The following is a 25,766-nucleotide window of genomic DNA, read 5'->3' as shown; positions in this document are numbered from 1 at the left end:
GGGTAAACCAGTTACGCGCCGATATACTTGGCATGGAGCGAACGTGCCAGGCTGACGTCATCTGTGCCTTGCACGAGGACGCGACCATCTGGGAAAATGACGAGCGTGTACGTATCGACACGGAAACGCAGCAAAAACTTGTTCTGCTCAATTTGTCCCAAAGGGGAAAGTCTTGCTGCCAATGCGTTCAGATCAAGTGTCATTGCAGCGGCGGGCGAGATTTGTACGGTGTCTCGACCACAAAGCGAAACGGCTTGTCCATCTTGGGTATCCGGCTGTAAAAACGAAAATTGCTTCTGCCCGCATGTCGGACAATCGTCTCGGCGGGCATTGACCACCTTGATTTGCTGATGGCGGTTATGCCAAATCTCAAAGTGCTCCAAATTCGGATTGAGTTCATCGATTGCGCCCACTAACAGCTTGAATGCTTCTGTTGCCTGATAGGAGGCGACGATGTGAATGATAGGTCCGATGACGCCAGCCGTGTCACAGGTAGGCATCTCACCCGGGTTTGGCGCTTCAGGGAAAAGACAGCGCAAGCAAGGCGTGACCCCCGGACGAATCGCGGTAAAGGTTCCGGTCGCACTCACAGCGCCACCGTACACCCACGGAATGCCATGTTTGACGCAAACATCGTTTACGAGGTATCTCACCTGAAAATTATCTGTCGCATCCAGAACAAGATCGACGTCTGCCAGCAATTCCTCCGCATTGTAAGCGGTGAGGTCTGCGACAATCGGTTCGATCGTAACAGCTGCATTGATCTTTGTCAGCTTGGCGTGGGCTGCAATTGCTTTTGGCAAATGCTCGGCTGCATCGGATTCGTCGTAGAGCATTTGACGCTGTAGGTTGCTCGGCTCGACGAAGTCGCGGTCAATGATGCGGACAAAACCTACCCCAGCACGGACCATATGATTGGAGAGAACCGTTCCGAGCGCTCCCATGCCGACGATCGCAACACGGCTTTGCCCGAGCTTTTCCTGTCCACTGCGCCCGATTGGATGAAACAATATTTGACGGGAATAGCGAGTATCCAAGGCGTTACTCCACCTTTCCTTCTGGCATCGCAAGAGGATTCCATGGTCCTTGCTGATGGCCCTTCCATTCGCTTCCATCTTCCCACATTTCTTTTTTCCAAATAGGAACGATCTGCTTGAGTCGCTCGATGGCATAACGGCCTGCTTCAAATGATTCATTACGATGCGCTGTTGCCACGGCACAAACAACCGCAATCTCTTCCACAGTCAAATGACCGATACGATGGTGCATCGCGACTTGGGCTCCCGGCCAGCGTTCCTCGATCTCAGCTGCCACCTGCTTCATTTTTTCAACAGCCATAGGGGCATACGCTTCATAGGACAAATACACGGTGCGCTGCCCATGGGTAAATTCCCGAACAGTTCCGACAAAAGTAAGAATTGCGCCCGCATGCGGGTTGCTCACCAATCGAACGAGCTTGTCCGCAGAAATAGGCTCCTCGGTAATGGCAAAGCGCGGGTCTTCTTCTCCGCCGCTTACTGGAGGTAAGAGGGCAATCTCGTCATCGGCTGAAATGATCTGATTTTTCGTTGCATATTCGTGGTTGATAGAAACAAAGCAACTGCCCAAAAGCGCAGAGAGCGCAGGATATTCTTTTTCCACTGCTTGCAGAAGGTCGCTAACGGTCGCGCCTTCAGATAAGGTCAACTGTACTTCCCGGGCATTCGCACGTTCGGCGAGTCCGGCAAATAACAAGATTGTAATGGTCAAGACAATTCCTCATTTCCCTGGATGATACTACTCTCTAGGCTAGACGATATCATAAACCGATCAAAGTTGCCAATGAATGGGGTGTTACAATCGACAGTAGATTCTAAGGGGCGAAGCCTTCCTGACTCAAATAAATCTGATCCGGCGGAAAAACACGTAATAGCCGATCATAGACGATCCGATAGGCGGTAGGATCATACCATTGTTCCAGTCCCAGCTGTTCATAGAGAGCGGGAATGCCGTTTCTTTTCGTTCGTTTACCGCCGCTGCCATCTCCCATATAAAAGTCATCGACACAGACACGGGTGACCAAGGGGCGCAAAATCTCCGGGAATGACTCACTGCTCGGCAAAACAGGGGCAATCGTTGCTTGTGTAGGGATGCCTGCTTCCGCCAAGCGCTGGAGTGTTTTGAGCCGCGCTTGAATGGGGGGAGCTTGCGGGCTAAAGTACCGGCGAATTACCTCCAAATCGGTCTCGACGGTCATGCTGACGCGGACGCGATCACCCAGCAGGAGCAACAAATCTGCATCCCGCCAAACCAAGGGACTTCTCGTCTGCACCAGCAAAAAATCGGGTGGATTCTCTACCATGACTTCGAGTAAAGACCTCGTTACTTTTTCCGTTTGTTCGATGGGCTGGTACGGGTCTGTACTCGAAGACATGAAGATGGTTACCTTTCCTTTTTTCTTTGCCCGCAAAAGCTCCTTGCGCAATAAATCGGCAGCTTGCTGCTTAATGTCAACCCACGTGCCCCATTGCTCGTTGCGAAACAAAGAGACAGGCATTTGCCGAACATAGCAATAAGAGCAGGCGAAAGAACAGCCCGTATAGGGATTGAGCGAGTGAGTGTAATCAGCAAGAAATCCGCTTCCTTTATTAAGGAGGGTTTTCGGCATTTTATAGGAAAGGATGCTTTTCATATGGGGCGTTCCTCACTTTGCATCGTGAAAAATAATTCCGAGGCTGTAGCGCTTTCCTGAGGTAATCGTACTGACACCGTGGCGCAGCGTGTTTTTATAGTAGCCTCGCGTTCCCTGCACTGGACGGTAGGATGTCGGGAAAATCAGGCCAGCGCCTTGGTCCAAGGTTATCACATATCCCCTGCTCTGTGCGCGCAGTCGTTGCTCCATCAGTAGAAATTCTCCGCCCCTGTAGTCCTTCTCCTTCTGATTCAAGGCAAAAACCACTTGAAACGGGAAGAACACCTCGCCGTACATATCCTGATGCAAGCAATTATAGCCACCTGTTTCGTATTTCAAAATCAGTGGAGTAGAGCGCAACTGACCCTGCTCGTGACATTGCGCCAAAAATTCAGGGAGGGTAGCAGGATAAATAGCTTCGCGTCCCAGCAGTTCCAGCCACCGATTCGCAGTCTGCGCAAGCATTGGATAAAAGCCTTCGCGAAGCTCCTGCAAAAGCGAGGGAAGGGGAGCTTGATAATAGCGATACTCCCCTTCACCGAAACGGTACCGCGCCATTTGGATCGTATTGCGAAAAAGGTCATCCTGTCCATACGTAGCGATTAATTCTTCGCACGCATCGGCGCTTATTAAGGAAGGAAAAGTCGCATACCCTTGTTTGTCTAGCTCCTGTTGCAAGGAATGCCAGTCAAGTGCAGTGATCGTCTCTGCCACTGATTTAGCCATGCTTCACACCCCGATTTGTCTTTTTCTCCAGATCAAGCAGAGTTGTCTTCATGGGCAGTCCTCCACGATAGCCAGTCAGTGAACCGTTTTTACCGACGACGCGGTGGCAGGGTACTGTAATGAGAACCGGATTGGCACCGATTGCTGCACCGACAGCACGAACAGCAGCAGGCTTTTCAATAATGGTTGCAATGTCGGTGTACGATACCGTTTGACCGTATGGGATTTGGCGCAGTGCCTCCCAGACAGCGAGCTGAAAAGGCGTTCCAGACAGGTCGCAATCCATGGAAAAATGCTCGCGCGTTCCCTGCAAATACTCCATCAGTTCTGTTGCAAAAGGCTTTAGCCATAGATCGTCTTGCACCAGCGAACTTTGTGGGTGATGTTTTTTAACCCAAGCTTCCAATTCAGCAAAAGGCTGGTTGACCGAGCCGACATAACAAAGCCCGGCAGCCGTTGCAGCTAGATAAATGGTCCAATCACCATGCACAAGCATGGACCAATGTACCGTCTGATTCTTCCTCATTTCCATTTCCATACGCCTCCTTTGAACTGTGTACGCACAGTATACCTCCAGCACCTGTTCTTCGTACGTTTTTAGGAGTGGATGAGCAAGATAACGAAACAATGTCTTCTACATTCCCATTGCTTTTATCCAGCGGCGGGAGTAAGGTAGGAGGAGATAGAGGAGGAACGATTCTAGTATGACAGATCAATTAACACATTTTAATGAACAAAATCGAGCGCGGATGGTAGACGTATCCGAGAAGGACGTCACAAAACGGGTGGCTGTAGCCGAGAGCCAAATCAGCATGAAACCCGAAACACTCGCCCGAATCCGCGAAGGTCGAATCGAAAAGGGCGATGTACTCGCAGTTGCGCAGGTAGCAGGTGTCATGGCTGCCAAAAAGACGTGGGAAATTATCCCGATGTGTCATCCGCTGCCATTGACTGGCATCGACATACAATTTGCATTTGTAGATGAAACGACGCTTGCGATTACAGGAACCGTGAAGACGACAGGGAAAACTGGCGTCGAGATGGAGGCGTTGACCGCTGTCAGCGTAGCGGCTTTGACGGTGTATGACATGTGCAAAGCCATGGATAAAGCAATGATAATCGGTCCGACCAGTTTGCAATCCAAAACAGGCGGAAAAAGCGGCGATTTCCATCGGGGAGAGAAGTAAGCCATGAGGCAAAAATGGGAATCCTATCCGAGCAGCATTCGTTTATTGGCGATTGCTGCCGTCATTTTTTCTACCGGAATGGCGTGTATTTGGCCGCTAGTCACGATCTATATTCACAATCATCTCGGAAAGCCGCTGACTGTAGCCGGCTTCTTGTTGCTTTTAAATCAAGGCGCATTTTTGATCGGAAGTATTGTTGGCGGGATGATGTTTGACCGCTGGGGCAAAATGCGCACTATTATTGTAGGTTCCATCGGTGTTATCCTGATTTCGATCGGATTAGGTGTAACGCAAGATTTTACGATTTATGTTGTCTTGCTTCTGTTGAATGGACTGTTTTACGGGACACTTTCTCCTGTGATGAATGCATTGGCCGTCGTTTTATGGCCGGACGGAGGACGTAAAGGAATCAATCTGATTTATGTCTCCCTCAATGTGGGGGTAGCTGCCGGGTCTGCGTTGGGCGGCTTCTTGGCAAGTGTATCGTTTGCCTGGACGTTTTTCGGTAATGCCATCTCTCAAGTGATCGTCCTCGCGATGTTCATGCTCATTTTGCCGCGTCAGCTAAAAATGGTGGAACAACAACGCGAAAACGCGACGACTGGACAAAGCATGCCTGAGCAAGTAGCTGGTGATGTGCTGCGACAACCACAACAAGAGACAAAAGTGGTATGGGGCGCATTGCTGCTATTATGCGGAGGGCTGTTAATTAGCTGGATTGTCTATGTCCAATGGACGACGGTGCTGTCGACCTATATGCAAACCCTGGGCATTTCCCTCCGTCAATACAGTCTGTTGTGGACGCTGAACGGCGGTTTGATCCTGTTTGGTCAGCCATTGATTGCGTGGGTCATTCGACGCTTTGCTCGTACGCTAAAAGCACAAATGCTCTTGGGCGCTTATATTTTTGCCTTGTCGATGTTGATTTTGTCTCAGTCAACGGTTTATGCAGGCTTTGTGGCAGGCATGTTCATCATGACGCTGGGCGAAATGCTCGTGTGGCCAGCGGTGCCGGCAGTAGCTGCACAATTTACGCCTGAGGGACGAGAAGGCTTTATCCAAGGGCTGATTGCAGGGACTGGATCGGCTGGGCGGATGCTCGGTCCACTGCTTGGCGCATTCATTTTCCAATCCATTCACGCGCAGGGACTATTGTTCGTGATGGCAGGCTTGTGTTTGTTGTCTGTCGCCTTCTTTGCCTTCCACAGCTCTTTTCAGAAAAGAAGGCATCAAATGCCGGTACAGAACCAAGCATCTTGACACGGTTTACGTGCTCAAGTAGTATGATATAGACGAAAAAACAGTATATTCCGTGTGTTTGACTTATTCAGAGAGGTGGAGGGACTGGCCCTATGAAGCCCGGCAGCGGATCTGTTCCATGTGATGGACAGATGCTGTGCCAATTCCAGCAGGATTTTTTCCTGACAGATAAGGACGTGACCAAGCTGATCTCCCCCTTTTTCTGTCTGGAAAAAGGGGGTTTTACTGTATTGGGCCCAAGAAAGGAATGGAACAAAGATGCGCATTCAACCCTCCGATATGATTGATCGACTCCCTACCCAGTTTTTTGCGACCCTGGTGGCAAAAGTAAACAAGGTCATTGCGCAAGGCCATGACGTCATTAACCTGGGGCAGGGCAATCCCGATTTGCCGACACCGCCGCACATTATTGAAGAATTACAGATGCAAGCGGCACAACCACTCCATCACAAATATCCGCCTTTTCAGGGACGCGTGGAACTGAAGCAGGCAGTGGCTCATTGGTATAAGCAAGAATTTGATGTGGACCTCGATCCAGAGGAAGAAGTAGCGATTTTGTTCGGTAGCAAAACCGGACTCGTAGAGATTTGCCAAGTCCTCATGAACGCAGGCGATGTTGCACTAGTTCCAGACCCAGGCTATCCGGATTATTGGTCGGGGGTTGCGGTCGTAGGCGGACGGATGGCCATGATGCCGTTGAAGGCGGAAAATGATTTCTTGCCCGACTACAGCCAGCTCTCCCAAGCTGATTTGGATCGAGCGAAACTGATGTTTCTCAACTATCCGAACAATCCGACAGCAGTCAACGCACCAATTGAGTTTTATGAAGAAACTATTCGTTTTGCCCGAAAACATGAAATCGTCGTCTGCCACGACTTCGCTTACGGGGCGATTAGCTATGACGGGAAAAAGCCGGTCAGCTTCATGCAGGTTCCGGGTGCAAAAGAAGTAGGCGTAGAATTTTATACCTTGTCCAAAACGTACAATATGGCAGGTTGGCGTGTGGGTGCCATGGTAGGAAATCGCGAGCTGGTTCGTCTGATTAACCTCATTCAGGACCATTACTTCGTCAGCCTGTTCGGAGCGGTACAGATGGCAGCAGCCAAAGCGATGACGGATTCGCAGCAGTGCGTCCGCGATCTCGTCGCTGTCTACGAAAGCCGCCGTAATGCCTTGTATTCCAATCTGCATCGGATTGGCTGGCAGGCGCCACCATCTCAAGGTTCGTTTTTTGCTTGGCTTCCTGTTCCAAGCGGCTTCACATCCGTGGAGTTCTCTGACCTGCTTTTGGAAAAAGCGCATGTCGTCGTAGCGCCGGGAAATGGCTTTGGCCCCACAGGTGAGGGCTATGTGCGAGCGGCTTTGTTATCCAACGAAGAGCGTCTTGCGGAAGCGGTCCAGCGGATTGAGCGGCTGGGGTTATTTACGAAAACAAAATAAAAGCGAGACAATTTGGCCACACTACCGTATAAATGGAGTGTGGCTTTTTCCTTTTAGAATAAAAATCATTCTCATTATTGACAGATAATGATTTTCATTATACGATGTCATTGTTGTTAATGATAATTAGTCTCAGCGAGAGCGGGAGGGTACCATGCGCTATCAGATTAACGGTTACACGGATATGTATACGGTGATCGCCAACGAGAGAAAAATCGGCGGAGCCATTGAAGCAGGCCAGATTCGCTTGCGGACGGGAGAAGTTTACGCCAATGCTGTTCTCACTCGTTTGGAAATGTCAGGTGCGCATTTTTGCTCGATCGGATTTGTTACAGAAGAAGGCAAAAGACTGATTGTCCATGTGAATGATATCAGCATGATCGCTGATGCTCGTCACGTCAACGTATGTGAGCTGACGAACGAATGCATGAGAATAGAAAAGTCAGCAGAGAGACTGAAGCGATTGAAGCGACTCTGTGAGCTAAATGAAGGCAGCTGTACGCCGACCTTCCAGGAAGAGGCATTGCTGTTGGCAAGCGATATCGGTATGGAAGAAGCGTCCAATCATGTCGACCTCTCTTTCCTCCCACATACAGAAAAACCGCGTGTGTTCCGCATCGCCTAGATATAGCGATACATATGGACCCCTTTTCGTTTGATACGAGGAGGGGTTTTTTGCATGGAGTGTGTCAAGACTAATGGTTGAACAACCGCTCGACATAGTCAAAACCTATCTGCTCATAGCTAGCAAGGATTGGACTTACGCTGTTGACAGTGATAAAACAAGGATAAGCAAAATCAAGGGGGAACGGAACATGGAGTACTCGTTTTCAAAATCTGTTGAAGCACTATCCTCCTCGGCTGTCCGGGAAATCTTGAAGCTGACTCAAGGCAATCAAGTGCTCTCGCTCGCAGGTGGACTGCCAGCAGAGGATTCTTTTCCAATCGCAGAGATGCGTGAAGCGTTTAATCGCGCATTCGAACAAGGGGCAAAAGCTCTTCAGTACGGATTGACCGATGGATACTTGCCGCTTCGTGAGTGGATTGCATCCCGCATGAAGCAAAAGCATATGAACGTCGGTGCAGATAATATGATCATCACTACTGGCTCTCAGCAAGCAGTTGACTTGTTGTGCCGTGTATATTTAGACGAAGGCGATGTCGTTCTCGTCGAAAACCCTACCTATTTGGCAGCCGTTCAGCTGTTCCAATTCCGGGGAATCAAAGCGATTCCCGTAGACGGTGATGCCAATGGGATGGATTTGGACGATCTGGCGAAAAAAATTGCCCAGTATCGCCCGAAAATGGTGTATGTCATTCCTACCTTTGCCAACCCAACAGGAAAGGTATGGAGCCTTGAACGTCGTCTAGGCTTGCTTCGTCAATGCAAGGCGCAAAACATTCTCATCCTGGAAGACGATCCATATGGAGAGATCCAATTCGATGGGGAAGCTCCGTACCGTTCGATTTTCTCACTGGATGAGCATCCGACCGATTCCTGTGTGGTGTACACTAGTACCTTCTCCAAAATTGTCGCGCCAGGCTTGCGTACCGGATGGGCCATTGGAGATACCCGCGTGATTCAAATGATGGTGAAGGCGAAGCAAGCAGTTGATTTGCAGTCGAGCACAATCGACCAGTACGCGCTGTATGAGCTGTTGTCCCGCTTTGATCTGGAGCGCCACATTGAGAAAATCCGCGAGTCCTACAAGGCGCGCATGGAATGGATGCATGAGCTTTTGATTGCGCAAAACTGGGAGGGCGTACAGTGGGAAAAACCAAGAGGCGGGATGTTCCTCTGGGTGAATCTGCCTGAGCACTTCGATGCAGAGAAGCTGCTGGCCCAATCCGTACAGGAAGGCGTGGCATTCGTGCCAGGGAAGCCGTTTTATGCAGCTGAGCCGCATCTCAATACGATGCGCTTGAACTATACGCTTTTGAACCGGGAAGACACGGAGCTTGCGATTTCACGACTGGGCAAAGCATTTCACGCCTACAGCGAATCACTGGTGACAAATGTTTAATGGAAGCAAAAAGACAACCATTCTCCTTGAGCTGGTTGTCTTTTTTATGCATGTTTACAGGGAGATCTCTCTTTCTGCACGATCCAGCCATTCATTCACAAGCTCTGTAAACAGAAGCGGCTGCTCGATCTGCAAATTGTGGCCGGCACAATCGAGAGCGGCAAAGGTAGAGCGCGGGTAGCCTTCGATGATATCCCAAATATCGCGATAACCGACAGAATGATCTTGTTTGCCGACAAGAAAAAGGCTCGGATGGGGGAAGGGGGCCGTATCTAATGGGAAGGACACGCCATACGCTTGTCTGATTTTCGTGAGGAAAGAAGGGTCAGACAGCATGTAGCCATCGATAATCTCTTTTCGATAGCGATTCCACGTATAATCAGTAGCGACTACCGCCATCGACTCAAACTCCGCCCGTTCCGTCACGCTTAGCTGCTCCCAGAGAGAAGGCTCCTTTATCAAGACGGGCTTATCCGGCAGTGTGCGCTTTTCTTTATCAGGAATGACGTTCGGGCAGATGAAAAGGGCGCCCTTCACTTGATCCCGGCGCTTTTCGATCACTGCTCGTGTCAGATATCCGCCGTATGATTCACCTGCAATGAAAAAGGGCTCTCCTGGAATAAGTCGATCAATGAACGCGAGGACAACCTCCAGAATATCGTCTGTGGTGTGGATATGGTCGTAGTTTTCCGTTTGTCCCATTCCCGGCAGGTCTATGTAAAGTCGTCGGTATCCCGGACGTTTCTCAAAAATTGGTTCCAGACAGCCAGTCATGCAGCGGTGATCAAGTGAAAAGCCGTGAATCATTACGACAGGGAAACCACTTCCGATCTCCTCGTAATAAAGGTTGACGCCATTGACTTCACATCTCATAAAAAGCCCCCTAAATGACATTTGTGTCAGATTGTTTCGAAAGTTCCGAATGTATGTTCTTATTATAAGTGATCTGTTACATATTTCAAGTATGAAAAAACACACCCATAACGAGAATCGTCAATGGGTGTGTAATTGAGCATCCTATTCTTCTGTTTCTTCCAAGGTGCAAATGGCGCTTGGACGCTTGATGCGCAATACAACGCACTCATATACACGGAACAGGCTGTTCATTTGCTCGTCTCCGAGGAACGCAGAGTCGAAGTCTTCTGCAATCGCCAGGTCGAGATTGTGACGGCCAGTCGCTACCAATACGCCGGAACGGCCTTTAATGGTAGGGGATTGGAAGACACCATCTGTAACCAGATTGCGAACGTGCTCGATCTCAAGCACGTTGGTGCCTTTGTGCACGCGATGCAAGAGAGAGTAGAGCTCAGGAGAAACAACCAGTGCATACGGACCGCTGTGGCCCATTTTCAGCAGCTTGTTGCGTGCTTCCACGATATCGGCAAATGCATTGCCAGATTCCATCCAATCGCTCTTCAGATGAGTGAGGCGGCCTTTTACGTTCATCAGACCAGGAAGGTCGAATTCCGCAGCGCCGTTGAAGATCAGATCGTCTTCCATCAGTGCACCACCCGCAGCCGCGTTCGCAGCCGCGCTCATGTCCAAAGGCATACCCAGTGTGCGTGCTTGGGCAACATCGCGCCAGTAGAGCATGAAATCTTTGTACAGAATCGGAATCGTCATGCTGACACGGCGGCTAGGCTGTGTCATTTCCAGTGATTCTCCGCGCAGGGAGAGACCGCCAAAACGAGATTCCTCATATACATCGTTGGTAATGGTTTGGATGCCTTCACCCAATGGTCCATAAATATCGATAAAACGACGTCCTACCAGCTGGCGGCGAGCCATGTCAACGACAGTTGCGTCCAACTGGTTCCATTCTTCGGTCGTCAAGGGAGAGTCTGGGTATTTACGAAGCTTGTCCATAGTGTAACCTCCATGTTATTTCAGGATTTCCGATTCTTTACATTCCTTTCAAGCTGCCAACAGTCAGTCCTTTTTTGCCAGAAACTGCAGGGGCGGAATGCTTGATCACGGAAGCAACACCGTGAGGAGCGGAAGCCGAGGCTTTCAAATGATCAACCTGGTGAATGTCATGCCCCTCATCGTGATCAGTGAGATCAGGATGAGCCGCATCAGAGAAGCGTTGGCTTATGTTCGCCATGATCTCTTTGACTGTCAAATAGTCTGTATGCGTCTTTTCACGCATGCCATCCAGGAGCTGACGTGTTTCGTCATCCTTGAATTCATACAGAGAGAGCTCCAGATGCTCGCGGAAATTGTGCAGTCCAAAACGTTCCAGATTCACATCGGACAGCATTTGTGAGAGGTCGCGATCACTTAGCTGATCCAGGCTTTTTCCTGCTGACAGCTTCTCCAGGTAGGGAACCAATTCCTGCAAGCGTCCCATGCGCTGTTCTTCTTCTTCCAAAATATGATGGTAGTAAAGACGAGTATGCTCGTCCGTTGCCGCGTCGATAATCGGCTGGATAACGCCCATGAAACTGTTGATGTAACCTCTGGTGCGATCAAAAATGGCGTGCAGCTGTGTAATTTCTTGCACCCTACGCCACCTCCTCATTCACAATCTATTTTTTCATTATACCTTTGGAAAAAACACCCGGGCAACACCTATGTACATTTTCCTATGATTATGAAGAATATGGTGCGGTGTAATTTGGAAAAGAGGGCCGGAACACTAGAGCGCCGTGGCTTTTCTTATCGGCATCGTATCTAGTTTTGTTTTTTGACAAAAAAGTTATCATGGAGAGTATTGTCAAAGCCAAATGGGAATGATAATATTTATCAATAAGAGTGATATTCATTATCAATTAGCATTCAGAGAAGAAAACATAAATCCTACATCACCTAAATTTAAGGAGGTAACAAGTTATGTCATCCATTTTAGTTATAGGCGGAGATCGTCTGGGCAATATTATCGAATTTCTGCAGGGTCAAGGCTTCAAGGATATTCACCACGTAACTGGACGGAAAAGCTCGCAAACCGGGGTGAAAATTCCAGCTGGTATCCACATGATTCTGGTGTTGACTGATTTCGTCAATCACAACTTGGCCAAAACTGTGAAAAACCAAGCCAAAGATCGCGAGCTGCCCATCGTTTTCTGCAAGCGTTCGTGTTCTGCGATTGCCAAAGCTTTTGACCTCACTGCGTAAATACATACTCTCCGGATCGGGCAGACTACGATCGTGAGTCTGACACCAACGGAGGAATGCGCATGGAACAGAATCGTCTGAGTGAACTGCCTATCGCACAGCTTACGGCCGCTCAGCTGCAACAACTAAAACAGGCAGAAGAACAAATCAACACAGAAGGTCCAAATGTATATCTTATTGCACTAGAGAAGCAATCCCCGTCCTCCTAGACGGGGTTTTTTTATTGAAGCGATGCTTCTCACTTGAATACGTATTGCTCCAGTTGCATTTTGAGGGCGTCAATTCCGATGGCGAAGCCCAAGCATTGGCTGGATTGAATGATGAATGCATTGAGACCAACGACTTCTCCATTCAAATTAATGAGTGGGCCTCCGCTATTTCCTGGGTTAATAGCAGCATCCGTCTGAAAAATTTCTTCGTACATTCGCTTCGCAACCTGTAGGCGGCGGTTTTTAGCACTGATGATTCCCGCTGTCACAGAATTTTCCAACCCGAGTGGGGAACCACCTGTATCCATACAAACAAAATCAGTAGCAATTTTTAATGAAAGGACAACAGACGCAAACAGACCTCTCTATTTTTTTGACCAGAGGCAGCGTCTGTTGCTTCTGCGTCAATACGTTGGATGAGTGTGCACACGAGCAATCGCCGTTCTTTTTCATTTGCATACGTCCAAATGAGATTCCAATTGGAAAGGGCATCTAAATCAAGATGGTGTACGTGTGAAAAAGCAGAGTAAGCCCGTTCCTGTTCTTTTGCAGCCAGCTCCAACGCACTTATTTTCTCTCGCAAGGCAGGGAGAGTAAGGAATCCCTCTTCATAAGCTTGTTCCCAACGTTGCCTTCGAATTAGCAGCTGCTCGGTTTCTTTTGCGGGAGCGCGGGAATTCGTCTGCAACACAGTCTGATACACTTCCTTCATTACAGCGATTGACTCTGGCGAATACTGCATCAGCTCTTGCACAATGGCTTTTTCCAAGCGATCCTCACGTATGGCAGGAGCATCACACGTACCAGCCAACTTGTTTTTACATAAATAGTAGCGGTGCGTGTAGCTTTTTTCCCTTTTTCCTGTGATCGTAGTTGTTTTCCCGCGCATCGCGGAGCCACAACGCGAGCAGTACAGCAATCCGGAAAAAAGGTAGCGGGAGCTGAGAACGCGGGGGTGTCTTGTTGCCCGAAAACTCATCCGCTCCTGCACCCGGGAGAAACAGGATTGATCGATGATGGCCGGGTGAGTCGCCTCTTCGATAATCCATTCCTCAGGGTCATTGCGTTGTTGATCGGCGTCGGTGTAATTCCAACGCAGCGCACCGTGATAGACCGGATTTTTTAACAGGCGAAGCACGGCACTTGCACTCCATGAAGCGCCATTTTTGCCGCGCAATCCGGAATGATTTGCCCATTCAGCGATTTGACGCGGAGATTCGCCTCGATCATAGCGCTCGAACATGCTTCGTACGCCTGCTGCTTCCCTTTGATTCACGACCAGCGTTCCTCGTACCAGATTGTATCCATACGGTGCAGGTCCTCCTGGTCGTTTTCGTTCTCTTGCCATCTGGCTCATCCCCAGCTTGACCCGTTCTGCCAAGTTTTCCCGTTCCCATTGTGCGAGGGCAGCCACTAAGGTTATAAACAATCGCCCGATTGCCGTAGTCGTATCGTATACCTCCGTGCAGCTTTTAAAATGCACCGAATGTCGATCGAACTCCTGCAGGAGCTGATACAGATCAAGGACAGAGCGAGTGAGCCGATCGAGTCGATAGACGAGGACGACATCGATTTGACCCGTTCGGATATCCTGCAAGAGCTGACCAAGTGCGGGGCGATTCGTATCTTTGGCACTCACGCCTTCATCTGCGTAAACTGCATGGACTTCCCATCCTTGGGAGTGAACGTACGAGAGCAGCTTTTCCCTTTGAGCGGGGATCGAAAACCCTTCGCGTGCCTGATCCTCCGTACTGACGCGAATGTAGACGGCCGTTCGCATCGCCCGTCCTCCCTTCATCTTGGGTTGCTAGAGTGTACAGCAAAAGGGAGGAGCTTATGCCTGACCGCAAATAAAAAACCCCGCTTATCCGTTTTGGACAAGTGGGGTTATGCTACATCCATTTTTGGCCCCATTCGTGAATGGAATCAATGACAGGACGTAAATCTTTTCCTTTTTCGGTCAATTCGTATTCAATGCGAACCGGGATCTCTGGGTACACTTTGCGCTCCAAAATCTCGAGCTCTTCCAGCTCCTTCAGTCTTTCCGAGAGCATTTTATCGCTCATATGTGGAACCATTTCCCGGATATCTTTGAATCGTACAGTCCCGCGTAGCAACACATGAATAATCAGGCCGGTCCAACGTTTTCCAAGGACGTTCATTGCACATTCATATTTTGGACACATGTGTTCGCCAGAAAAATCATGACTCATATCGGCGTCACCTCTATCTAGCATCATTATTGTTGCCCTTTATTCTAACAGATTAGCTTGAAAAAAGTAAGTAACGAAAAGTTGGAATGACACTTTGACAATGCTGAGAAGTCAAGCCCGTTTTCATGGACAAATGTTTCCCTATAAGGTGTCTACACATACACTAATCGCGAAAGAAAAGAAGCGAAGAGGGTGTTGCGATGCTTCCAAAACGGGTAATCGGCATTTTAACCTGGCGGGAGGGGTTACGCTTTGAGGAACCAGCTTATTTGCGAAGACTGGTTCAAACAGGGCAAAAGCTAGGCGCAGAAATCTACCTGTTTTCGCATCAGGACGTCAATGTTTCCGCCAGAAAGATCAAAGGCTTCATTCCCAAACCAAACGGGGGCTGGATGAGTAAAACATTCCCTTGGCCAGAAGTCGTAATCGATCGGTACCGGCGCAGGGTAAAGGAGTATATCCGGCTGCGAAATAGCGATCTGTTTTTCTTTGCAAACAGTCCGTTCAGTAAAAAATGGAGAGTGACGAATCTGCTCGCTTCTGATGAACGCGTTAAACGCTGGATTCCGGAGACGCATGTTTACGAAAAAGGCAAGATCCGAAACATGCTCGCACGCCATGGGCTCGTCTATGTCAAGCCAGGGAATGGCACAGGAGGAAGAAGCATTCTCAGAGTGAAGTGCAGTGGCAAGGAGTATAACCTCTCTGGACGTGACAAAAAGCATAAGCATCATGTAGCTCGAATTGATACGGTGGATGGCGTGGAAAAATGGGTCAAAACGTGGGTAGAGGAACAGCGCATTCGCGACGGCAATTTCCTGGTGCAGCAAGGGTTGGACCTGGGCCTGCTACGCAAGCATGTCGTTGATGTACGGTTATTGATTCAAAAGGACGAGCGTGGGGAGTGGGCGGTGACTGGGTGCGCAGTACGTATGGGGGAGAATGGCAGTGCTACTTCCAATTTACATGGAGGAGGCAAAGCGATTCCCTTTGAATGGTTTATGTTCAGGCGATTTGGCGGGGAGCGTGGAGAGCTGATCAAACAGGAATGTTATCGGCTTGCTTTTGATGTAGCAAACACGCTCGAGGACTATTTCGGCCGCATGATGGAATTCGGGCTGGACATTGGGGTGGATGTGGACGGACGTGCGTGGTTAATCGAAGTGAATCCCAAGCCGGGAAGAGAGGTTTTTCGCCAGATGGGTGACATGGCATTATACAAGAAGGCGATAGCCCGTCCCGTTCAATTTGCGCTGTATTTGGCCCGGAACTAGGCTCGTTTTTTGTCTCTTTGAATACAGATGGAGAACCGACGCTGATGACCCATTCTCCTACTTTTGTATGAGAGGAGTTGCCTAGTGGCAGCGGATATAGCTTGCAGTCTGCATCAATTTTGATGACGGCGTAATCCCGGACTCGATCGGCTATAATGCGTTTGGCTTCAAACACTCTACCGTTATATAGCTTCACGAAAATGTTTTTGGATTTGCCGATGACATGCTCGCTCGTCAAGATATACCCTTTCGGATGAAAAAGAAATCCGGAGCCAAAGCTTCGTTCCATGGGTGGAGAATTATCTTCATGATCAATGAGGCTGCGAATTAACGAATCCACGTCTTTGGAATGGGGAGCATCTTCGGTCACGATGGAGACTACTCCCTCTTGAACTCGCTCGACAATGGGAACGAAGAAATTGAATGGGTGCAGACTGCTGCTGCTCACAGGGTACTTTACCCGCGTATACTGGGACCATTTTTTACTTTTCACCGATCTCTCCCCCTACAGCAGATAGGTATGTATCATCTTATGGGGAGTGGAGAGGGAAGGGACGCCCAATTTCTAGTCGAGTGTATGGTTATATCATTAATTTTGATTGATATAATAAAGAAATAGCATTGGTATAATTATTTAAATGCATTTATAATAACATGTAGTTAAAGAATATTTTGAACATAAAGGCTAAGTCCTAGCCGCTAGAGAGAGAAAAAGAACGGTAACGGAGGATGCGAAGAGATGGATGTTAAAACGATCATACTGGGTTTCTTGAGCTATGGGGAAATGAGTGGCTACGATATTAAGCAAGCGTTTACAAACAGTATTGGATTCTTTTATGACGCTAGCTTTGGTGCTATTTATCCAGCATTGCGCAAACTGGAGGAAGAAGGCTTCGTGACGAAGCAAGAAATCATTCAGTCTGGCAAGCCGAACAAGATTTTGTACCGTATTACAGAAGCCGGAAAACAATCTTTCCGTCAAGAAATCCAGACGCCTATCTTGCCGCCAGTATTGCGTTCAGACATGCTGGTTAAAATTTTCTTCGGCAAGAGCCGCACGATCGACGAACAAAAGGATTTGCTAGAGGGCTGTTTGGATACGCAGCGTCAATTGCTCCAACAAAGTAAGGCTTCTTATAAAAAGCTGGAAGTAAATTTTGACGATTATCAACGTTTTTGCTGGGAGTATACCATTCATCATCTGGAGTCAACGATTTCCTTTATGGAACAAAAAATGACTTCCTTGTTGAAACAACCAGCTTATTCCGTTTAGCCAATAAAGCGAAGGGCTCATGTCTTGTGAACAATGAGCCCTTCGCTTATTTTCATTTATTTCAGGTTTTCTGGATTGAGGCATTCGAGCTCTGGTACAACGAAACGTCCGTCTTTGCGGATCAGGCGATCGTCAAACCAAATTTCTCCACCGCCCCACTCAGGACGTTGAATCATAACCAAGTCCCAGTGAATGGAGGATTTGTTTCCGTTAAATGCTTCATCGTAGGCCTGTCCCGGTGTGAAGTGGAAGCTTCCGTCAATTTTTTCGTCGAAGAGGATGTCTTTCATCGGGTTTTGGATGTATGGATTCACGCCAATCGCAAATTCCCCAACGAACCTCGCACCTTCATCCGTATCAAAGATTTCATTGATCTTCTCGGTGTCGTTCGCAGTTGCTTCGATGATTTTGCCATCCTTGAAGGTGAGCTTGATGTTGTCGTATGTAAAGCCTTGATAAGGAGATGGCGTGTTGTACGCGATCGTACCGTTGACGGAATCACGGACAGGGGCAGTAAATACTTCTCCGTCAGGGATGTTGGCTTCACCAGCACATTTGATTGCCGGAATATCTTTGATAGAGAAGGTCAGATCAGTGCCTGGTCCTACGATACGTACCTTGTCGGTTTTCTCCATCAGCTCGACCAGGCTGTCCATGGCTTTATCCATTTTGCCGTAATCAAGCGTGCACACTTTGAAATAAAAATCTTCGAAAGCGGCGGTGCTCATATTAGCCAACTGAGCCATGGATGCATTTGGATAGCGTAGCACGACCCATTTGGTATGCGGTACGCGAATATCCAGTACAGGACGCGCTAGCAGCTTGGAATGCAACTGCATTTTGTCTCCAGGTACATCAGAGAGCTCACTAATGTTGTCGCCGCCGCGGATGCCTATGTAGCAATCCATTTGTTTCATGAAAGCCACATCTGCTTCACGCATGATACCCAATTGTGTTTCGTTGGCACCCATCAAGATTTCGCGCTGAACGGATTGGTCGATCAGTTGGACAAACGGATTTCCCCCAGCTTCGTATACCTTGGCAATTACGGCTTTTGTCAGATCGGTAACGTTGCCAATGGAGTAAATTAAAACGTTTTCACCAGGCTTGACAGTCACCGAATAATTGACGAGTACGTCAGCCAGTTTTTCAATTCGTGGATCTTTCATAGGAAGGGGATCCCTCGCTTTCCATATCATTCTTATCCATTGTACACAACTCAAACAGAAAAAAGCTACCCACTGGCGAGGGTAGCTTGCGGAGGAAACGCGCTTGAAGGATTCGGTACTTCATGTATATGCAACGGCCTGCTGAATATGGCTATATCTTCGGGGAAGAAAGATTAATCGCAGCTGCACCCGATAATAACCAGCAGGATGAAAAGAATCAAAACCAGAGTGAAGCCGTCGAATTCTCCATTAAAGATGCCGCTCATCGAATAAACATCCTCCTCATGTGTGTGTTAAGCCTCTTGTGCTTACATCTACAACATATGGGTGATCACATAGGACCGAACCGGGCATCCGCCCATTTTTGAGAAAATTGTTTTGATAATCTCTCGTTTTTCATACTCTTGCAATTCTCGATGTTTATTATTCTGAAAAGCAGGAAAAGCTAGAGGATACCAAAAGACTTTGCAAGTATGAAAGGATGTTTATGTGATGCAAAGATCATTATCGAGCCTGCAGCATGATTTGGTCCAAATTACGATTAATGTTGGAGAAGACTTTAAATCCATTGTGTGGAAAGCGCAGTACGATATGGACTTCAATACAGAATGTCTCTTTTGTTTCTCCGAGCAAATTACTGGCTATCGTGTAGAAGACGAAGACGGAAAAGCGGGGAAAGTCGCTGTTTGTCCGCATTGTGAAAAAGTAAACGCAATCTACGCGTGAGATTGAAGTTTTGATCACAAAGGAAAGACGATGTTTCTTACAAGCATCGTCTTTTTTGCGTTACCGATAAACGCACTTAGCTGGTGAGAAGAAAAAGCATAGGGCTCGTAGACCTTGACAACGCCTACCCAGTCGGAACTTCAAAAAGGGGACCCGGTTGTCGAACACTTCTTCCCTGAGAAACATCCGCCCATAGGGTGGCTTTGGATCGACGGTCCCCTTTTTGAAGTGGAGACGGACAGTCAATCCCCCTTGTGAGCGTGTCAGAGTCGAAGAGAACTGTGCTTTTTTTTCTCCTCCACTATGTTGACTCTAGTCTATATCTGACTCTATATCCACCAAGTACCACCTGCTCTCTAGCAGGATTGAAAGGACGCTCCTCGAATAGTTATGAGAGACATACATAGATAGGTAGGGGTGAACATTTTGCAAAAGAGATGCAACCGCTGCGGGAACGAAATGGAGATCGAGCTACGCAATGTCGTGTACCGGAAACGGGTTAAAATCATGAATGTACCTGTACACGTCTGCGTGGACGAAGACTGTGACCATTCCCAAGTGGTAGATGTGATTAAGGATGATTTGAAGTCACTCATGGAGGAACTGGGCCAACATCCGCAGCGCCAGGCAATCGAATTCGAAGAAATGTCAGAGTTATCCAACTTATTGGTATTGATTGCTAATGAGAAGGTGAATTCGACCGTAAGAGAATTACTTGGTGAAAAAGTCAACGAGCTATTGGATCTGTTTTTGTTGGCGCAGTCCCTTGGCGATGAAAAATGGATGCTGGAGCTACGCGAACGTCTAACGAAAATCATGGTGTAAGGATAAAGAGATGCCTAGGAAAAAGGTATCTCTTTTTCATTTCTCCACTGCACCGCAAATGTAGACTTTGCTGCTTGGACTTAGGTATACTGATAGGCACATAAGATAAGGAGAGATGAATCATGTCACAAAAACAGCTTCACTCCATAGAAGAACTGGATGAGTTCGTAGCGAAAAATGGGAAAAAGCTTTTGTTTAAGCATAGCACAATCTGCCCAATCAGTACGTCCGCTTATGAAGAGTTTCAAGCGTATTTGCAGGACAATCAAGTGGAATCTGCGGTCATTCTGGTAAGGGAGGATCGCCCTGTATCCAATGCCGTAGCGGATCGTTTTTCCATCAAACACGAATCTCCGCAAATCTTTTTGCTGGAGGACGGGGAAGTAAAATGGCACACATCTCACTGGAAAATTACGAAGGACGCGATCGGACAGGCGCTCAACGCGTAATCAAAAAGCCGGAACACCCTATAAGGAGGTGAATCCGGCTTTTTGCATGGAGAAAAAGAGCGCGGGAGAGACTATTCCCAGAATAGCTCCAACTTGTCTCCACTTTTCAATTCTGTCTGGAAGTTGGCTTGTTCGCCGTTGACGAGCATGACGAATCCGGAGATACTCTCACGGTCGGGCTTTTCCAAGGAAACATCGACAAAACGGAAGACATCGCTAAACACAGGTGTAGTCGCAGGTGAGGATTTTACCGTGATGTCGGCACCTTCGCTCACAGGATCAGAGGCATTCGCCGCTTTTCCGTCTACGGTAATCGTTACCTGGGCAACAGGCAATTCGACCCGTTCACCATTGAAGTGTACGATCATAGTCTCCTGCACCCATTCTTCCAAGGGGATGACATCTTGTATGGAAGGGGCGGGGACTTCATCCAGCCGGTATACGAGGACATCTCCTTGCCGGACGAGATCTGTCAAAGCCGCTAGTCTTCCGTTCAGCTCGATCACCTCGATACGGGACGGAATCGAATAATCTTGTCCATTCACGGAAAAACGCAAGCCCGATTCCGCCGACGTTTTCAGTCCAGCGAGCGCCAGTACTTCATAGACAGTGCGCGGAAGACGGATGTCCACCTCGGCACGATCAGTGATCAAGGTATCGAGAGTAGCAACCGCTCCATTAACATGTACGACTGGACCGAGCGAATAGGGACGGTCATTGCAGATCACTTCAAGCGTGTCCAGCTCATCGAATAAATCTTTGGCAAACACACGTGCATCATCGCCATTTGTACCTGCCACTACAGTGATTTGGTCTCCGTCATTGATTGGCGTGTCGAGACTGACGCCCTCCCCGTTGCGCTCAATCACCGGCGCCGTACCGTGACCACCCGGAATCATTTTCATCCGTCCGTTTACCGTGACAGTCATCGCCAATCCGGGGCGACCATACAGACGGCGGATATCCAGTCCGGATGCAATGAGGGCATCACCCAACGTCATTTTTCGCAGATCGAATATGCGCACAGGAGCATCATTGACCGTAACGGTTACATAGCGCAACGGATGACGGCGCGCAGCAACAGCAATACCGACCGGCGTTACGAACTCAGGTCCACTGAGCGCAGGATTGTCTCCGACGTACTGTTTGATCGCATCGCCGCCTCTAACGGCAACACGGGCGGCAGGAATATTTAAGACCTGAGCAACTTTTCCGGTAAGCCCAGGGGTGAGGCTGCCGCCGCCGATCAGCATGACAGCTTGGGGAGCTTTTCCGTTGAGCTCCAATATTTTGAAGGCAATTTTATCGGCGAGTTGCTGGATGTCTGCCTCAATCGCACTCGTTACCTCAGAAGCGCTCAGCGTATGCTCCATTCCGAGAATGTCCGTGAAGGTGACGGACTCCTCGGTGGATAAGAGACGCTTCACCTCTTCTGCCATCGGAAAATCCATGAGAAAGGCATTCATGAGCGCATCCGTGATTTCATCGCCTGCAACGGGCACCATGCCGTAGGCGGTAATTGCCCCTTCCTCAGTCAACGCTACGTCAGAAGTACCTGCCCCAATGTCCACCAATGCGATATTCAGTCGGCGCATCGTCACTGGAATCAGGACATTGATCGCCGCAATAGGCTCAAGCGTCAATGCCTGCATTTCCAGATCACATCGTTTCAGTGCTGCGATCAGCGAGTCGACAACCACACGTGGAAGGAAGGTTGCGATCACATCTGTGCTTGCTATGTCACCCCGCTGGTCGATCAGACTCCCGATCAACTCTCCATCCAGATGGTAATGGACGACGCTGTAACCCACGCAATAATAGCGAGTGACGTCTTGATCCTTTAGCTCCTGGGCTAATGCGGCTTGAGCCTCCTGTACAGCGGAAAACTCCAAAGCGACAACATCTTCACGCGAAATGAAGGCATGTCTGGCTAACGGCATGTCCACACGCACACGGCGGGTGCGCAATGACCGACCGGCAGCAGCGACCGCTACTTGATGCAGCTTGCCATATTTCCCCTCCAGCTCTTCTTTTATTTGTTGAATCACCTTAGCTACGGCGACGATATCGTGAATTTGCCCATCGAGCATGGAGCGTTCATCGTGCTCTCGAATTGCGCAGTCCAATACGCGGTACTGCTCGCCGGTCGTTTCCACGATCAGGCCGACGACGCTGCGCGTTCCAATATCTAATGAAAAAATAAGCTCAGGGGCTGTGATGTCAGACAAATGTAGGTCACTCCTTGTAAGAGGTTGTTCATGAAGTCTTTACAATACTTATCGGTGATTTTGGTCTGTATCGGAAAGGAACAATCACTTTTAGCTAGAACATATATCCAAAACTATTCGATTTGAAAGGAAAGAATCCTGTCGAATCAAGGAATCTTCTTCGTTTTGACGAATAATTGGAAAAGATAAAAAAACAGAAAAAATTTACTTTCGCGCTTTTTGGCGCTAAACTGCTGACAAGGGTGTTTGAATCGATTATAATTACCCTAATTTATCGATAAATCCCTATATAAAAAGAGGAGAGTGGAGAGAGATGGCACACGATCAAATCGAAACTATGCGTAAGCAGATAGACGAGATCAACCTGCAAATTCTTGAATTGATCAACAAACGAGCTACCTTGGTTCAAGAGCTCGGCAAAGAAAAAGAAAAACAGGGCAGCAACCGTTTTGACCCAGAGCGTGAGCGCCAAATGCTCAATCTGCTCGTTGAAAACAATAAAGGTCCTTTCAATGACAATGCTATTCGTCATTTGTTCAAGCAAATTTTCCAAGTTTCTTTAGATCTGCAAGACGATGATAAGAAAAAAGTACTCCTCGTCAGCCGTAAGAAACAGGCAGAGGATACGGTTATCACGGTAAAAGGCGTAGAGTTCGGAGGAAAAAATCCGATCCTCATCGCAGGTCCTTGCTCCGTGGAAAGCTACGAGCAAGTAAGAGCAGTAGCAGAAAATCACGCAAAACGCGGTCTGCGCACACTGCGCGGTGGCGCGTACAAGCCTCGTACTTCGCCATACGACTTCCAGGGTCTCGGTGAAGAGGGCTTGCAAATTCTCAAGCGCATCGGGGATGAATTCAACCTCGTAACGATCAGTGAAATCGTGACGCCAGCAGATCTTGAGATGGCGACGAAATACATCGATGTCATCCAAATCGGTGCTCGCAATATGCAAAACTTCGAGCTGCTGAAGGCGGCAGGTCGTGTGAACAAGCCGATCCTCTTGAAGCGTGGCCTCTCAGCTACGATTGAAGAGTTCATCTACGCGGCAGAGTACATCCTGTCCGAAGGGAACACACAAGTCATGCTGTGCGAGCGTGGAATCCGCACGTATGAAAAAGCGACACGCAATACGCTCGATATTTCTGCTGTACCACTCCTCAAGCAGGAGACGCACTTGCCGGTGTTTGTAGACGTGACGCACTCTACAGGCCGCCGTGATCTGCTCTTGCCTTGCGCGAAAGCAGGTTTCGCAGTCGGCTCTGACGGAATCATGGTAGAGGTTCACCCAGATCCAGATGTGGCACTGTCTGATGCGAAGCAACAGTTGAACATTCCACAGTTCAATGAGTTCGTTGATGAACTGCTCGCTTCTGGCCTGTACAAAGGCGAGATTGTGGCAACGAGAGCATAAGAATATCTTTCAGGTATCTTTTAAGGGTCCTTCCTGCGCGCGGGAGGACCTTTCTCATTTGACGAACCATTGGCGACCAAGTAAGCTAGAATTACGTGCTGATATTGGTGAAGGAGGATAGGCCATATGGAAGACAACCATCAATGCTGCTCGACTGATCGGTCCACTGAAAGACCTGATAAAATCAAGTCGAATCTCATCTCCCGTCTGAATCGGGTAGAGGGACAGGTTCGTGGAATTCGCGGAATGGTAGAAAAGGATGTCTACTGCGACGACATTCTCAATCAAATTGCGGCTGTGCAGTCCGCACTGAATGCGGTTGGGAAAATGCTCCTCGAAGGACATATGAAAAGCTGTGTGATGGATCGCATTCAGCAAGGCGATCATGAAGTGATTGATGAGCTTTTGAAAACGATGAACAAACTCATGAAGTAACGGGTGCGCAAGCCGTCAAAAACGATTGCAACGGCATACGGCTTGTCGTATCATAGGTGCATATATTTATGAAAACGCTTATGAAAACCAAAAAATAGGGAAAGTGAGGGTGCATGATGCCGGTTACTATATACGACGTAGCAAGAGAAGCGGGGGTGTCGATGGCGACAGTTTCCCGCGTAGTCAACGGGAATCCCAACGTAAAGCCTTTGACCCGAAAAAAGGTATTGGCTGCGATTGAGCGCTTGGGATATCGACCAAATGCGGTTGCTCGTGGACTCGCTAGCAAAAAAACGACTACAGTTGGTGTCATCATCCCGGATATCTCCAGTTTGTTTTTCTCCGAATTGGCGCGAGGGATCGAAGATATCGCTACCATGTACAAATACAACATCATTCTGTGTAACTCTGACCAACGGATGGAAAAGGAATTACAGCTCATTAATACTTTGCTCGAAAAGCAGGTGGACGGGCTTCTGTTCCTGGGCGCAGAAATCAAAGAAGATCATTTGCAGGCATTAACAAGCACCTCCGTACCGACTGTACTCGCCGCGACTCGCGATGCGGATAACGTACTTCCCTCGGTTAGCATTGACCACTTCCAAGCCGCATATGATGCGACGGAAGCATTGGTTGCACGCGGGCACAAGCGCATTGCGATGATCGCAGGTCCTGCAAACGATCCATTGGCAGGGTTGATGCGCTATGAAGGCTATAAAAAGGCGTTGAAAGATGCGGGTATCGAGCTGGATGAAGAGCTGATTGCGACAGGCAACTATTTTTATGAATCCGGCTTGTCCACTACAAAAGCTTTTCTTGCCCTTAAAAATCCGCCGACGGCGATTTTTGCAGCAAATGATGAGATGGCCATTGGCGCGATCCATGCCATTCAAGATTCTGGCCTGAACGTGCCAGGTGACATCGAAGTCATTGGTCACGATAATATTCGTCTGGTTGAAATGGTACGTCCACGACTGACTTCTGTCGTACAGCCCATGTACGATATTGGTGCGGTGGCGATGCGCCTGTTGACCAAGTACATGAATAACGAAAATGTCGAAGAGCATGTCGTGCTGCTGCCGCATCGAATTGAGTATCGGGAGAGCACAAAACCCGATCAAGCCTGATCGGT

The 25,766-nt window shown here is 48.5% G+C and carries 29 protein-coding genes, 1 pseudogene and 1 riboswitch; of the genes and pseudogenes, 15 read left to right on the top strand and 15 right to left on the bottom strand.

The annotated features are described in order from the left end of the window. Positions 1-11 precede the first annotated feature (11 nt). From HP567_RS23535 to HP567_RS23515, 5 genes are all read right to left on the bottom strand, one after another. Entirely contained in the window at positions 12-1,037 is a 1,026-nt protein-coding gene (locus HP567_RS23535) for a ThiF family adenylyltransferase (protein WP_173610985.1), read from the bottom strand. Between the two features lie 4 nt (positions 1,038-1,041). Further along, complete coding sequence (moaD, locus tag HP567_RS23530; RefSeq protein ID WP_173610986.1) at positions 1,042-1,749, bottom strand: molybdopterin converting factor subunit 1; 708 nt, start codon at positions 1,747-1,749, stop codon at positions 1,042-1,044. A 103-nt stretch (positions 1,750-1,852) separates the two neighbouring features. Further along, positions 1,853-2,671 carry an SPL family radical SAM protein gene (locus HP567_RS23525; RefSeq protein WP_173610987.1) on the bottom strand — a complete coding sequence of 273 codons (819 nt, stop codon included), beginning with the start codon at positions 2,669-2,671 and terminating at the stop codon, positions 1,853-1,855. A 12-nt stretch (positions 2,672-2,683) separates the two neighbouring features. Continuing rightward, complete coding sequence (locus HP567_RS23520) at positions 2,684-3,397, bottom strand: 2OG-Fe(II) oxygenase (RefSeq protein ID WP_173610988.1); 714 nt, start codon at positions 3,395-3,397, stop codon at positions 2,684-2,686. Beyond that, positions 3,390-3,929 carry a methylated-DNA--[protein]-cysteine S-methyltransferase gene (locus HP567_RS23515; protein WP_173610989.1) on the bottom strand — a complete coding sequence of 180 codons (540 nt, stop codon included), beginning with the start codon at positions 3,927-3,929 and terminating at the stop codon, positions 3,390-3,392. Before HP567_RS23515 ends, HP567_RS23520 begins: the two co-directional genes overlap by 8 nt. A 172-nt stretch (positions 3,930-4,101) precedes the next feature. Between HP567_RS23515 and moaC the strand changes: the two genes are divergently transcribed. From moaC to HP567_RS23490, 5 genes are all read left to right on the top strand, one after another. Continuing rightward, positions 4,102-4,584, top strand: coding sequence for a cyclic pyranopterin monophosphate synthase MoaC (gene moaC / locus HP567_RS23510; RefSeq protein ID WP_173610990.1), 483 nt, complete (start codon positions 4,102-4,104; stop codon positions 4,582-4,584). Positions 4,585-4,587: 3 nt separating this feature from the next. Further along, positions 4,588-5,844: an MFS transporter gene (locus HP567_RS23505; RefSeq protein WP_173610991.1), complete on the top strand. Its 1,257-nt coding sequence runs from the start codon at positions 4,588-4,590 to the stop codon at positions 5,842-5,844. A 60-nt stretch (positions 5,845-5,904) separates the two neighbouring features. Beyond that, positions 5,905-6,019, top strand: a riboswitch (SAM riboswitch). A gap of 83 nt (positions 6,020-6,102) precedes the next feature. Beyond that, complete coding sequence (locus HP567_RS23500) at positions 6,103-7,284, top strand: pyridoxal phosphate-dependent aminotransferase (RefSeq protein WP_173610992.1); 1,182 nt, start codon at positions 6,103-6,105, stop codon at positions 7,282-7,284. A gap of 154 nt (positions 7,285-7,438) precedes the next feature. Beyond that, entirely contained in the window at positions 7,439-7,909 is a 471-nt protein-coding gene (locus HP567_RS23495) for a hypothetical protein (protein WP_173610993.1), read from the top strand. A gap of 190 nt (positions 7,910-8,099) precedes the next feature. After that, entirely contained in the window at positions 8,100-9,308 is a 1,209-nt protein-coding gene (locus HP567_RS23490; protein WP_173610994.1) for an aminotransferase-like domain-containing protein, read from the top strand. A 54-nt stretch (positions 9,309-9,362) separates the two neighbouring features. Here HP567_RS23490 and HP567_RS23485 read toward each other — a convergent pair whose 3' ends face one another. The 3 genes from HP567_RS23485 to HP567_RS23475 form a co-directional block, all read right to left on the bottom strand. After that, entirely contained in the window at positions 9,363-10,181 is an 819-nt protein-coding gene (locus tag HP567_RS23485) for an alpha/beta fold hydrolase (protein ID WP_173610995.1), read from the bottom strand. Positions 10,182-10,325: 144 nt separating this feature from the next. Beyond that, positions 10,326-11,174: a family 1 encapsulin nanocompartment shell protein gene (locus HP567_RS23480; protein WP_007721249.1), complete on the bottom strand. Its 849-nt coding sequence runs from the start codon at positions 11,172-11,174 to the stop codon at positions 10,326-10,328. 37 nt (positions 11,175-11,211) lie between these two features. Further along, the gene (locus tag HP567_RS23475) at positions 11,212-11,811 is read right to left on the bottom strand and encodes an IMEF encapsulin system ferritin-like cargo protein (RefSeq protein ID WP_047071899.1); all 600 of its coding nucleotides are present in this window, start codon (positions 11,809-11,811) and stop codon (positions 11,212-11,214) included. Positions 11,812-12,140: 329 nt separating this feature from the next. Here HP567_RS23475 and HP567_RS23470 point away from each other — a divergent pair, with 329 nt between their 5' ends. Then, positions 12,141-12,422: a DUF2325 domain-containing protein gene (locus tag HP567_RS23470; protein WP_007721245.1), complete on the top strand. Its 282-nt coding sequence runs from the start codon at positions 12,141-12,143 to the stop codon at positions 12,420-12,422. 62 nt (positions 12,423-12,484) lie between these two features. Further along, complete coding sequence (locus tag HP567_RS23465; protein ID WP_017250462.1) at positions 12,485-12,631, top strand: hypothetical protein; 147 nt, start codon at positions 12,485-12,487, stop codon at positions 12,629-12,631. Positions 12,632-12,660: 29 nt separating this feature from the next. Here the strand turns inward: HP567_RS23465 and HP567_RS23460 are convergent, their stop codons facing one another. From HP567_RS23460 to HP567_RS23450, 3 genes are all read right to left on the bottom strand, one after another. Continuing rightward, entirely contained in the window at positions 12,661-12,939 is a 279-nt protein-coding gene (locus HP567_RS23460) for a S1C family serine protease (RefSeq protein WP_221868157.1), read from the bottom strand. A 23-nt stretch (positions 12,940-12,962) separates the two neighbouring features. Then, the gene (locus tag HP567_RS23455; RefSeq protein ID WP_173612581.1) at positions 12,963-14,411 is read right to left on the bottom strand and encodes a recombinase family protein; all 1,449 of its coding nucleotides are present in this window, start codon (positions 14,409-14,411) and stop codon (positions 12,963-12,965) included. A 112-nt stretch (positions 14,412-14,523) separates the two neighbouring features. Continuing rightward, positions 14,524-14,844: a winged helix-turn-helix transcriptional regulator gene (locus HP567_RS23450; RefSeq protein ID WP_088908731.1), complete on the bottom strand. Its 321-nt coding sequence runs from the start codon at positions 14,842-14,844 to the stop codon at positions 14,524-14,526. 200 nt (positions 14,845-15,044) lie between these two features. On the opposite strand from HP567_RS23450, the gene HP567_RS23445 reads away from it, so the two are divergent. Further along, on the top strand, positions 15,045-16,118 hold the full coding sequence (locus HP567_RS23445; protein ID WP_173612580.1) for a YheC/YheD family endospore coat-associated protein: 1,074 nt from the start codon (positions 15,045-15,047) through the stop codon (positions 16,116-16,118). Between the two features lie 85 nt (positions 16,119-16,203). Here the strand turns inward: HP567_RS23445 and HP567_RS23440 are convergent. After that, positions 16,204-16,407 (bottom strand): annotated as a pseudogene (locus HP567_RS23440) (trypsin-like peptidase domain-containing protein); the annotation flags it as partial. Between the two features lie 450 nt (positions 16,408-16,857). Between HP567_RS23440 and HP567_RS23435 the strand changes: the two are divergent. Further along, positions 16,858-17,391, top strand: coding sequence for a PadR family transcriptional regulator (locus HP567_RS23435; protein ID WP_173612391.1), 534 nt, complete (start codon positions 16,858-16,860; stop codon positions 17,389-17,391). Positions 17,392-17,447: 56 nt separating this feature from the next. On the opposite strand, the gene HP567_RS23430 is transcribed toward HP567_RS23435, so the two are convergent. Both HP567_RS23430 and HP567_RS23425 read right to left on the bottom strand, forming a co-directional pair. Next, a complete protein-coding gene (locus tag HP567_RS23430; RefSeq protein ID WP_173612390.1) occupies positions 17,448-18,560 on the bottom strand; it encodes an aminopeptidase in 1,113 nt (370 codons plus the stop codon). A 173-nt stretch (positions 18,561-18,733) separates the two neighbouring features. Next, on the bottom strand, positions 18,734-18,826 hold the full coding sequence (locus HP567_RS23425) for a YjcZ family sporulation protein (protein WP_017250455.1): 93 nt from the start codon (positions 18,824-18,826) through the stop codon (positions 18,734-18,736). Between the two features lie 226 nt (positions 18,827-19,052). On the opposite strand from HP567_RS23425, the gene HP567_RS23420 reads away from it, so the two are divergent. The 3 genes from HP567_RS23420 to ytxJ all read left to right on the top strand — a co-directional run bounded on the left by HP567_RS23420 (position 19,053) and on the right by ytxJ (position 20,560). Continuing rightward, complete coding sequence (locus HP567_RS23420) at positions 19,053-19,286, top strand: hypothetical protein (RefSeq protein ID WP_015892416.1); 234 nt, start codon at positions 19,053-19,055, stop codon at positions 19,284-19,286. Positions 19,287-19,712: 426 nt separating this feature from the next. Then, a complete protein-coding gene (locus HP567_RS23415) occupies positions 19,713-20,111 on the top strand; it encodes a hypothetical protein (RefSeq protein WP_173612389.1) in 399 nt (132 codons plus the stop codon). 122 nt (positions 20,112-20,233) lie between these two features. Beyond that, positions 20,234-20,560: a bacillithiol system redox-active protein YtxJ gene (gene ytxJ, locus HP567_RS23410; protein ID WP_047071916.1), complete on the top strand. Its 327-nt coding sequence runs from the start codon at positions 20,234-20,236 to the stop codon at positions 20,558-20,560. Positions 20,561-20,631: 71 nt separating this feature from the next. On the opposite strand, the gene HP567_RS23405 is transcribed toward ytxJ, so the two are convergent. Then, positions 20,632-22,788 carry a cell division protein FtsA gene (locus HP567_RS23405; protein WP_173612388.1) on the bottom strand — a complete coding sequence of 719 codons (2,157 nt, stop codon included), beginning with the start codon at positions 22,786-22,788 and terminating at the stop codon, positions 20,632-20,634. A 313-nt stretch (positions 22,789-23,101) separates the two neighbouring features. Between HP567_RS23405 and HP567_RS23400 the strand changes: the two genes are divergently transcribed. From HP567_RS23400 to ccpA, 3 genes are all read left to right on the top strand, one after another. After that, positions 23,102-24,199 (top strand): bifunctional 3-deoxy-7-phosphoheptulonate synthase/chorismate mutase, encoded by a 1,098-nt coding sequence (locus HP567_RS23400; protein WP_173612387.1) that lies wholly within the window; start codon positions 23,102-23,104, stop codon positions 24,197-24,199. A gap of 126 nt (positions 24,200-24,325) precedes the next feature. Further along, on the top strand, positions 24,326-24,634 hold the full coding sequence (locus HP567_RS23395; RefSeq protein ID WP_007720961.1) for a metal-sensitive transcriptional regulator: 309 nt from the start codon (positions 24,326-24,328) through the stop codon (positions 24,632-24,634). Positions 24,635-24,750: 116 nt separating this feature from the next. Then, complete coding sequence (ccpA, locus tag HP567_RS23390; RefSeq protein ID WP_173612394.1) at positions 24,751-25,761, top strand: catabolite control protein A; 1,011 nt, start codon at positions 24,751-24,753, stop codon at positions 25,759-25,761. The last annotated feature ends 5 nt before the right edge of the window (positions 25,762-25,766 follow it).

It is taken from the genome of Brevibacillus sp. M2.1A (assembly GCF_013284355.2).
Taxonomy (GTDB): domain Bacteria; phylum Bacillota; class Bacilli; order Brevibacillales; family Brevibacillaceae; genus Brevibacillus.
The sequence above is the reverse complement of the archived record's forward strand: the minus strand, read 5'-3'. Positions and strand labels throughout refer to the sequence as shown.